Genomic DNA, 9,528 nt, shown 5'->3' with positions numbered 1-9,528 from the left:
AACAGGACTAATGCTTTTGCACTAGCCCGAGTACCTCAACAACAAAGCAAATTGAATAAACTTAGCTGTTTTCATGTTTGACTTTCTCCTTTGATTGATGTCTTGTTTAGTATTTTAGCATAGGGGAAAATCAATGTCAAGAATTTTCTACAATATTCTGAATTTTTTGAATAGAAACAAAATAAAGGCGAAAGTCGCTTTCTTACTTTCGCCTGATCTTCTTATTTTTTCCTGTAGAGATCAAAGATAATTTGATCATTGTATAGATCAATGGTATTGGCCTTGACATAGAAATCCATATCATTTTTAATCTTAGCAAGCTCGATCTTGATCGTCGCTTCTTTGCTATCAATTTTTACAAAGTCAGGTAGATCCTTGTTTGTAGACAGCACCTGCATCACGGTCTTCTTAGGAAGTTTCAAGGTCCCAACTGAAAAATCCTTGAGGGTCAAGAGAATACTTCCATCCTCTAGCTTACTTGGCTGGAAATAGATATAGAGCGGGTACTCCTTCCCTAAAAAGTCCATCTTCCCCTCTAGTAACATCTGTTGATTGTCTGCATACAGCTGATAATCACTCAAATGATAACTTTTAAGCATGACCTTGATGGTTTCATTTAGTTGAGCCCTAGTTGTGGTCATACTGCCGATCTTGACATCTCCTCCTTGACTAGGAGTCTGTAGTTGCCGGACATCCTCTCGAACCGTTGAGAAACGAGTCCATACGACTAGACTTGTTGCCAGCAAGAAACTGACCAAGCCTAGAAAGAGCCATTTCCAGATGTTGATCGGCGTTTTCTCTCGTCTTTCTTTATAATGAGGTCCTGTGGTTGCTCGCTTAACCTTCTTTTCACTCGAACCATTTTTTCTCAGTTGCATGTATTTTCTCCAGTACAGCTTCTTTCATGATCTCATAGCCAGTATTATTGGGATGGAAACTATCCTCATCATACAAGGCATCATTGGTCACAGTTTCTTTTCCTAATTCGGATTCTGTCACCCCACTCTTGCCATCAATGCCCTTATAGAGGAGGTCATTGATTGGAACAAAGTAGACGCCTTGATAGGCAGAGAGGGTCTCCTCCGTTCTTTGGTTCCACTGATCGACAAGGGTCTGCAATTCCGTTAGATCGGGGAAATTGAGATACAAGGGATTATAGATCCCCACCACGTAAATAGGCAGATCAGGGTTGTCCTTGCGGGCAAATTCGATAATCTGTTTGAGATTTTTCTCATACGTCTTCGATGCTTTTTCGAAGCGGTCCAGATCTAAATTACTGGTATCCTCAAGAATGGCCTTTCGCAGGTCATTGCCCCCGACAGTAATGGTCAGTAACTGAGCCTTCTTCAGGTCCTTTCGAATCTCCTTTTTATCCTGCATACGTGACAAAATTTGACCGCTCGTGTTGCCAGAGACACCATAGTTGATCGCTTTGAATTCAAGACCTGTTTCATTAGTCAAACTCTGAGCGAGCAGAGGGACATAACCTCCTTGATTGGTGCTATCTCCTACGCCTTTGGTCAAGGAATCCCCAATCGCTACATAGGTGACTACCTTCTTTTTGGTACTTGCTGATGGTTTGGTCATTACTGGTTCTGCCGAAGGAAGGAGCCAATTGACCAGAAAAAAGCAGACCAGAAAAGTGACCAAACAATACAAGATCATCTCTAGTATTTTTCTACTATTCATATACTCCTCATTCGTCCAGCTTTCAATTTGACTTTCTTATTTTTAAGTCAGGTTTAGGCTTGGTAGACAATCTTGCCTTGGCAGATGGTATAGGCTACTTGTCCCTTGAGGGATTCACCGACAAACGGGGAATTGGCTGCCTTGGAAGCAAAATGATCAGACACTAAACGATCAGCATCCAGATCAAAAATCACAATATCTGCTGGTCCACCGACTTCCAAATAGCCCGCTTCAAAATTATATAATTTAGCAGGATTATAGGTCATTTTTTCTAAGAGTTCCATCAAGCTGAGCTCTCCTGCCTGGACCAAATAGGTCAAACCAAGCGATAGAGAGGTTTCTAATCCTGTCATGCCGGAAGGAGCCTTGGTGATATCGGCTACGTTCTTTTCATCCGCATGATGAGGCGCGTGGTCCGTTGCGATTACAGTAATCACTCCTGACTTCAATCCTTCAATGACTGCACGACGATCCTCTTCTCGACGAAGAGGCGGATTCATCTTGGCATTGCTTCCCTTAGACAGCAAGAGGTCTTCAGTCTTAGAGAAATGCTGAGGAGCTACTTCTGCTGTAACAGGAGCACCGATTGCTTGGGCAAACTCGACTACCTTGACACTCTCAGCTTTCGAGAGGTGTTGGATGTGGAGGTGGCCACCTGTCGCGTGAGCAATCATAGCATCACGCGCTGCCATCGAGTATTCTGCCACACCAGTCGCTCCGCAAACCTTGAAATGCTTCCGGGCAATGTGCTCATTGAGTCCTAGAATGCCGTTCAACTCTGGATCTTCTTCGTGGAGACTAATGAAGGTCCCCAGACGTTTGGCTTCTTCCAAGGCCTGACGGACTACCTTGGTACTTTGCAACGGGATCCCATCATCTGAGAAACCGACAGCTCCAGCCTGTAGCAAGCCTTCAAAGTCGGTGAGATGTTGGCCATCAAAGTTCTTGGTAACCGTCGCTACGGTTTTAACATGAATGGCTTCCTTAGCAGCAGAATCCAAGACTTCTTTTAAGGTCTCGACATCTGAGATTGTTGGAGTGGTATTGGCCATCATGACGACTGTGGTAAAACCACCTGCTGCAGCTGCCAGTGCTCCTGTGTGAATATCTTCCTTGTGGGTCTGACCTGGTTCCCGGAAGTGAACATGAATATCCACCAAACCTGGCGCTACCACCTTGCCACTCGCATCGATAACTTGGGCTCCCTCATAAGAAAGAGATGGACCCATTTCTACAATTTTCCCCTGATCTACCAAGAGATCACATACTTGATCCAAACCAGTTTTTGGATCCATTACCCGACCATTTTTAATGACTAACATCTTCTACTCCTTTATTCATAGAAATCAACATGGGTCTCTAGCAAGCGATCCCCATCATAGCGGAACATAGCTGAAAAGAAGGGTTTATCCTCCAAGAGCCACTCGACAAAGGTGTGGTCCCCCTCCCAAGTTGGCTTACTTAAGACTTGATCATAAGGCACCCACTCCAGTGTCCCTTCGTTACACTCGATGAGTTCCCCTTCAAATTCGGTCACCTTGAAGACATAGGTGTACCAGTCCAGGTCAGGTGTAAATTCAGGGAAGGTGATAATTCCTTTTAGAACTGGCTTAGCAACTAGACCCGTTTCTTCAAGGATTTCTCTAGTAGCACATTCTTGAGGAGTTTCCCCACGTTCTAATTTTCCACCAACCCCGATCCACTTGCCTTCATGGACATCATTGGGCTTTTTATTGCGATGAAGCATCAAAAATGCTTCTCCATTATCGATATAGCAAATTGTAGCTAACTGTGGCATTATTTCTTCTTTCTATTTTCCTAACTTCGCAACCAATCAATCGGCTCGCGACCCATCTCCGTTAAATAAGCGTTAGCCCTTGAAAAAGGACGGGAGCCAAAAAAACCGCGATAGGCCGATAAGGGACTGGGATGGGCACTTTCAATAATCAAGTGTTTGCTTGCATCAATCAAAGACTTCTTCTTCCGAGCATAGGCACCCCACAGAATAAAGACAACATGCTCCTCCTCTTGACTGACTAGGCGAATAACTGCATCTGTAAACTCTTCCCAAATCAGGCCAGCGTGCCCATTGGCTTGGCCAGCAGGCACTGTCAGACAGGCATTGAGTAAGAGAACCCCTTGCTCTGCCCAAGGCGTCAAGTCATGGGAAGGCTTAACCCCAATATCTTCCGCCAACTCCTTTAAAATGTTTTGCAAGGATGGAGGTGCTGGGATGTCATCCGGTACAGAAAAGCTGAGCCCCTGTGCTTGACCAGGACCGTGATAGGGATCCTGACCCAGAATCACGACCTTAACTTCTTCCAGATTCGTTGTCTTTAAGGCCTGAAAAACCTTTTCACGAGGTGGGTAGATAGTCCCTGATGCATAGACCTGATCTAAAAATTGATTGATTTGCTTAAAGTAGCCCTCTGGAAGCTGCTCCTTAAGCAATTGGTGCCATCTTGAATGTTCCATCGCTTCTCCTTACAGCATAAAATAATTAACCGTTCTCTTGAGATTTCCTTGGACCAGCAGCCAAACCAATAGAGGCTAACAAGAGAATTTGTGGTAGAAATTGGATCAGATAACGAGTCTTGCCACCTTCAAAGATGGTCAAAAAGAGAAGACCACCAAAAACAGCAAGCGATAGGAAGTGGAATTCGTCATCGTTCTTCTTCTTGAGATAGACAAGGACCAGGCCAGCTGCCATCACAATCCAAACCAACTGTTTAACGAACTCATAATAGCGATACTGAGGACGATCTGTACTTAAGAAGTAGGTACGAATCCATTTGGCAACTGGTAAATCCTTGGTATAAGGCTCGTAAAGAGGGTTAATGACCGGAGTCTTTTCGTATTCAACATCCCGATAAAGCCAACCAAGTGTCCCTTCTGCAACCGTTAAGGATTGCTTGGTATAAAGATGTCCCAGGAGTCCAATCGGACCATATTCCTTCAAGCGCCGTTTGATTTCTTTAATGATATATTCGTTCTTGAACATCCCATTATTGTACTCGTCTCGCTTATCTTCGTCGACATATTTCAAGAGCCCTTCTTTCATATCTGCTTGGTTGTGCCCAATATCCGTCAAGCCCAAGTTAATAAACAAGAGCGGTCCTTTAGCCAGCCCTTCCCCTTTTAAAATAGGGACATCTGTTTGGTGTTTGACAGCTGTATTCAGAGCTCCAAAGACCAGACCAGTTGATAAAAGGGTTAAAGCAAAGACTTTTCCAAAGACCTTCCACTGCCCTTTAAAGAAGAGGACCATCCAAAAGGCTATCACGACAATAATAGTCGTCGGACGAATCAGCATAGTAAGCCCTGATAAGAGGCCAAGCCACAAGGATGTCTTCCATTGTGCACCACTCTCGCTCCCTTTTAAGAGATCCAAGGCTAGCCCTAATTGCAAGGCGATGAGAGGAAGAGGCGGAATATCCGTGTACATGGAGTAAAAATAAGGGGAATAACAGATTAAGACCACATAGAGGGTATATACCCAGTCTGCTACTTTTTGGTCATAATGTTTCAGCCCTAAACGATATAAGAGGATAGCTCCTGCATTCACGAAGACCATATTGAGAACTTGCATGACCCAAAGGCCCGCTCCACCAAAGAGTTGGTAGAAAAAGCGTTCGTACAAGAACAAGGGAAGGTTATTGGGATTCCGGCTCAGGTAACTTGATATAGAGGACTCTTTTAGAAGGCCAAAAGCTCCCGTATAGACCACCGCGGCATCCCGACGGATAAAGAGTTCCGCAGACAGCATAAAAACAATCTGAACTAGAATCGCTCCAACCATCAATCCGGTCTTGTGTTTCATCAACCAGGCAAAGGCTCTTTTGAGATAGGAGCGACCAGTATAAGCTAAGAGAAAGGCCACTCCACCAGCTACAAGCCCCCATCCTGAAATATCTTTGAGGTAGACGACACTAATGACAAACCAGTGCACCATCAGGAGCAACATGACCAGATGGAGCAATCCAAATAAGGCATTTTTACTTTTTACTAACATAGCTCCATTATAGCAAAAAAATAGGGATTTCGCTGGATTCTATCGGCTCTCCATCAAATAGAGGACTTCTGTTTGGATGGTGAAGCCAAGGCTTAGATAAAGACACAGGGCTGCTTGATTCTCTTTTTCAACGACAATCTGAAATTGCTGCTCCACTTCTGCAGCCATCTGATTCATCACACTTCGTAAGAGATAGCGTGCGTACCCTTTGCGAAGATGATCCGGGTCAACGGCTAATCCGAAGAAATAGGTCGTACCCTGAGATAGATCAACTGTGATAGATGCAAGGACTTGCTCTTGATTCCGCAGTACGAAGAGACGGGTATCCTGCCCCTCTAAGGACTCAGTCGCATACTTGAGGGCATAGTCAAGATCTGTCTCAAAAGCCTTAGATTGAAAGCGAGCAATCTCTGGGAGAATGGACTCCTCAGCTTCCAACACCATCAGCCCTACTCTCTTCTCATGGTCAGTGACTTGACAAGGTGCATCCAACCACAGTTCGTGCTCTTCCTCCTCTGCCTCCACTAAATGAAAATGGCTAAGTAACTCTGGGTGCTGGTCCAAAAAGCGAAGTTCTGATACATACATGCGTTTTTCTAGCTGAAAGTCCTTGGCCAAGTCCATAAAGTCTTCCCATAAGGAACGAGCAATCCCTTGTCTACGAAAAGAAGGTGTCACAAAGAGCTGAACCTCAGCTTCTTTCGGTTCATCCGCATAGATGGACAAAAATCCTACCAGCTGTCCCTCCACCAATGCAAGGATAAATGCTGGCATCGTAGAATCATCATTATAGAGATTGTCCAAATAGGGCAAGCGATAGGTATGGTCATTTTGGTGACAGGCTCTCACAAGCTGCTCACACTGCTTCTTTTCTTCTAGACTCAGACGAGTGCGTCTTTCAAGCTTCATTATTTTTCCTTCCTTTACAAAACAAAAGGAGAGCCAAGTGTTGGCCCTCCTCCATTATACTTTAGTCTTGCCAGGTTTCTTGGTTTTCCTTGAAACGGCGTAACAGTTCCAAACCTTCAGAAGTGATATAACCTTGTTCTTCAGCCAAATGAATCAATTCTGTGTAGTTAGACAGGGTTTCAAGTTGAACGCCAGCTTCCGAAAATTTCTTATCTGCCTTCTCTAGTTGGTAGGTAAATATAGCCACCACACCAAGGACGTCTGCTCCTTCACGCTTCGCAGCTACGACAGCATCCAAAACAGACCCACCAGTAGAAATCAAATCTTCAACCACCACCATCTTTTGACCTTGTGGTACTCGGCCTTCGATTTGGTTTCCAGCCCCATGGTCCTTTGGTTTGCTACGGATGTAGGCAAATGGCAAATTCATCTTGTCCGCAATAATGGCACCATGAGGAATCCCTGCAGTTGCTGTACCTGCAATCACTTCTACTTCAGGGAAAGCTTCCTTGATTTTATCTACAAATCCATTTTCAATCAAGGTACGAGTTTCAGGATAAGCAAGGGTCACGCGGTTATCCGTATAAATTGGGGACTTGATCCCAGAAGCCCAAGTAAAAGGCTCTTCTGGTTTCAAATAAACGGCTTCAATTTTTAGAAGATGGCTGGCAATATCTTTAGCTAATGACATGATAACTCCTTCTTTACGATTTTAATCGAATACGAATTAAATCAATGATTTATTTTTAAATAACTGTACAGGTTAGTGAATAGTTTAGGGAAGGCCCTATCGGGCTCTGTTTATTCCGACGATCTCAGAAGAGAATCGATAATTTTCTCTTCTGAGATCTAGTGAAGTCGTTAGGGAAGGTCCCATGAGACTTCCTGTAGAGCTACAAAAGTTTCACTTTTAGTAGCTCTTACGCATTCCACTGTCTCTTAATTTCATGATAAGCATCCCATGGGTTTTCTGCTTGGATAATCGGACGTCCAACCACGATGTAGTCTGAACCGATGGCATGGGCTTCTTGTGGGGTCATGACCCGTTTTTGGTCGCCAATTTCTGCTCCTGCAGGACGAATCCCTGGGGTGACGCAGACAAACTCTTCTGATGTAGCTTTCTTGATCAAATCTACTTCATGGGCTGAGCAGACAACGCCGTCCAAGCCAGCTTCTTGCGCCTTACGAGCATAATTAACAACTGATTCTTGGACAGTGGTTTGGATGTTTTGGCAATCACGCATGTCTTCTTCACTGGTTGAAGTCAACTGAGTCACCGCCACCAACTTAGCTCCTGGTCCAAGTGCTTTTTTGGCTTCGCGCATCATCTCTACACCACCGGCTGCATGAACTGTCACCATATCCACTCCAAATGTGCCTAGGACAGACATGGCTGACTTAACCGTATTTGGGATGTCGTGCAATTTTAGGTCCAAGAAAATGCTGTGGCCACGACCTTTCAGATAGTGAACAATTTCTGGGCCGACTGCATAGAAAAATTCCATTCCGATTTTTACAAACAGTTTTTCATCTTCTGGGAAATGTTCTAAAAAGTTTTTGACATCTTCAAAAGCTGGAAAGTCAAGGGCGATGATGGGACGTTCTTCACGCATGGGTTTCTCCTTTTTATGACTGACATTTTTTCCACAAAAAAACCTTGCCCGAGGCAAGGTTACACGAAAATTAGGTAGTATCTACCCTGATTCACCGTCTAGACCTTAGGAGCCTCTCTGGACCACTTTAAAGGTTTTTCTACATTTTAGTACGATATGAAAGAAAAGTCAAGAAATAATCGTAAAACGTTCGGATTCAGTCTGTCTTTTTGGATTAGACTAGTATGAGTCCTTGATCATAACAAAAAACTTGACATATTATCGATTTTCCTGTAAGATATTTTCTATGCTGAGTAAGGGTTGTTTTAGTTGTAACTTACTCAGTAGCCTGTTGGGGTTGTAGCCAGCAGGCATTTTTTATTTTCTTGATAATCCTTATAATAGATTTTCTCGGACATGCCGACGTAAATCTTCTAAGCTAGTTATTCCATACTGATCCATGACCTTTGGTAAGTCTTGGATAATGGTCGGACAAGCATATGGATCTGTAAAGTTAGCAGTTCCTACTCCGATTGCAGAGGCACCAGCAACAAACATCTCCAGGGCTGCTTCTGCTGAATCTACACCGCCCATTCCAATAATCGGCAGTTTGGTGGATTGGGCCACTTGGCGGATGAGTTTCAAGGCTACTGGGAAGATAGCTGGTCCTGACATACCGCCTGTGCCATTGGCAATGATTGGCTTGCCTGTCTTGAGATCAAAGCGCATCCCGACCAACGTGTTGATCATGGTCAAGCCACTCGCTCCAGCATCTTCTACAGCTTTGGCGACTTGAGTAATATCGGCCACACTAGGGGTCAACTTAACGTAGACAGGAACGGAGGAAGCTTCTACCGCAGCTTTTACTGCATCATAAGCCAACTCAGGAACCTGCCCAATTAAAAGGCCATTGTTGCCATGGTCTACGTTGGGACAAGAGATATTGAGCTCGATGGCCTTAACATTTGGCGCTTGCGAGATCTTGCCAGATACCGTTGCATACTCTTCATTGGAGAAGCCAGCTACATTGGCGATAATCGGTAGATCTGGATAATGCTGGGCCAACCAAGGAAGTTTCTCTGCTAGGACCACGTCTACCCCTGGATTTTGGAGACCAATGGCATTGAGCATTCCTGCAGGCGTCTCAGCAACACGTGGCGTGGGATTTCCGAAGCGAGCCTCAGCGGTTGTCGCCTTGATCATAATGGATCCAAGCAGATCTAAGTCATAGTATTTGGCATATTCCTGACCAAAGCCAAAACAGCCGGAAGCCGGAATAATGGGATTTTTCAAGTCTAATCCTGGTAAGGATACAGCTAATCGATT

10 protein-coding genes are annotated in these 9,528 nt (G+C 44.4%); all 10 read right to left on the bottom strand.

The genetic code is table 11. From position 1 onward, the window contains the following. Positions 1 to 221 precede the first annotated feature (221 nt). The gene (locus QZ158_RS06590; RefSeq protein ID WP_293886899.1) at positions 222 to 878 is read right to left on the bottom strand and encodes a YpmS family protein; all 657 of its coding nucleotides are present in this window, start codon (positions 876 to 878) and stop codon (positions 222 to 224) included. After that, the gene (locus QZ158_RS06585; RefSeq protein ID WP_293886897.1) at positions 850 to 1,689 is read right to left on the bottom strand and encodes an SGNH/GDSL hydrolase family protein; all 840 of its coding nucleotides are present in this window, start codon (positions 1,687 to 1,689) and stop codon (positions 850 to 852) included. Before QZ158_RS06585 ends, QZ158_RS06590 begins: the two co-directional genes overlap by 29 nt. A 53-nt stretch (positions 1,690 to 1,742) precedes the next feature. After that, positions 1,743 to 3,011: a dihydroorotase gene (locus QZ158_RS06580; RefSeq protein WP_293886895.1), complete on the bottom strand. Its 1,269-nt coding sequence runs from the start codon at positions 3,009 to 3,011 to the stop codon at positions 1,743 to 1,745. Between the two features lie 11 nt (positions 3,012 to 3,022). Beyond that, positions 3,023 to 3,487, bottom strand: coding sequence for an 8-oxo-dGTP diphosphatase (locus QZ158_RS06575; RefSeq protein WP_293886893.1), 465 nt, complete (start codon positions 3,485 to 3,487; stop codon positions 3,023 to 3,025). A 20-nt stretch (positions 3,488 to 3,507) separates the two neighbouring features. Beyond that, the gene (locus QZ158_RS06570; protein ID WP_293886891.1) at positions 3,508 to 4,164 is read right to left on the bottom strand and encodes a uracil-DNA glycosylase; all 657 of its coding nucleotides are present in this window, start codon (positions 4,162 to 4,164) and stop codon (positions 3,508 to 3,510) included. A 25-nt stretch (positions 4,165 to 4,189) separates the two neighbouring features. Next, the gene (locus tag QZ158_RS06565; protein WP_293886889.1) at positions 4,190 to 5,701 is read right to left on the bottom strand and encodes a glycosyltransferase family 39 protein; all 1,512 of its coding nucleotides are present in this window, start codon (positions 5,699 to 5,701) and stop codon (positions 4,190 to 4,192) included. 39 nt (positions 5,702 to 5,740) lie between these two features. Continuing rightward, positions 5,741 to 6,610, bottom strand: a complete 870-nt coding sequence (locus QZ158_RS06560; RefSeq protein WP_293886888.1) for a GNAT family N-acetyltransferase — start codon at positions 6,608 to 6,610, stop codon at positions 5,741 to 5,743. Between the two features lie 61 nt (positions 6,611 to 6,671). Next, positions 6,672 to 7,301 carry an orotate phosphoribosyltransferase gene (gene pyrE / locus QZ158_RS06555; protein ID WP_293886886.1) on the bottom strand — a complete coding sequence of 210 codons (630 nt, stop codon included), beginning with the start codon at positions 7,299 to 7,301 and terminating at the stop codon, positions 6,672 to 6,674. Between the two features lie 229 nt (positions 7,302 to 7,530). After that, positions 7,531 to 8,223, bottom strand: coding sequence for an orotidine-5'-phosphate decarboxylase (gene pyrF / locus QZ158_RS06550; protein ID WP_006596444.1), 693 nt, complete (start codon positions 8,221 to 8,223; stop codon positions 7,531 to 7,533). Positions 8,224 to 8,598: 375 nt separating this feature from the next. Then, positions 8,599 to 9,528, bottom strand: a 930-nt coding sequence (locus QZ158_RS06545; protein ID WP_293886884.1) for a dihydroorotate dehydrogenase, incomplete at its 5' end; no start/stop codon positions are given.

Origin of the sequence: Streptococcus sp. A12 (assembly GCF_905372335.1) — a bacterium.
Classification (GTDB): Bacteria; Bacillota; Bacilli; order Lactobacillales; family Streptococcaceae; genus Streptococcus.
This window is presented reverse-complemented; position numbering and strand designations above follow the sequence as displayed.

What these genes read in the sequence shown, in the direction of transcription:
- QZ158_RS06590 (WP_293886899.1), bottom strand. Translation starts at nt 878, where the DNA reads ATGCAACTGAGAAAAAATGGTTCGAGTGAAAAGAAGGTTAAGCGAGCA.
- QZ158_RS06585 (WP_293886897.1), bottom strand. Translation starts at nt 1,689, where the DNA reads ATGAATAGTAGAAAAATACTAGAGATGATCTTGTATTGTTTGGTCACT.
- QZ158_RS06580 (WP_293886895.1), bottom strand. Translation starts at nt 3,011, where the DNA reads ATGTTAGTCATTAAAAATGGTCGGGTAATGGATCCAAAAACTGGTTTG.
- QZ158_RS06575 (WP_293886893.1), bottom strand. Translation starts at nt 3,487, where the DNA reads ATGCCACAGTTAGCTACAATTTGCTATATCGATAATGGAGAAGCATTT.
- QZ158_RS06570 (WP_293886891.1), bottom strand. Translation starts at nt 4,164, where the DNA reads ATGGAACATTCAAGATGGCACCAATTGCTTAAGGAGCAGCTTCCAGAG.
- QZ158_RS06565 (WP_293886889.1), bottom strand. Translation starts at nt 5,701, where the DNA reads ATGTTAGTAAAAAGTAAAAATGCCTTATTTGGATTGCTCCATCTGGTC.
- QZ158_RS06560 (WP_293886888.1), bottom strand. Translation starts at nt 6,610, where the DNA reads ATGAAGCTTGAAAGACGCACTCGTCTGAGTCTAGAAGAAAAGAAGCAG.
- pyrE (WP_293886886.1), bottom strand. Translation starts at nt 7,301, where the DNA reads ATGTCATTAGCTAAAGATATTGCCAGCCATCTTCTAAAAATTGAAGCC.
- pyrF (WP_006596444.1), bottom strand. Translation starts at nt 8,223, where the DNA reads ATGCGTGAAGAACGTCCCATCATCGCCCTTGACTTTCCAGCTTTTGAA.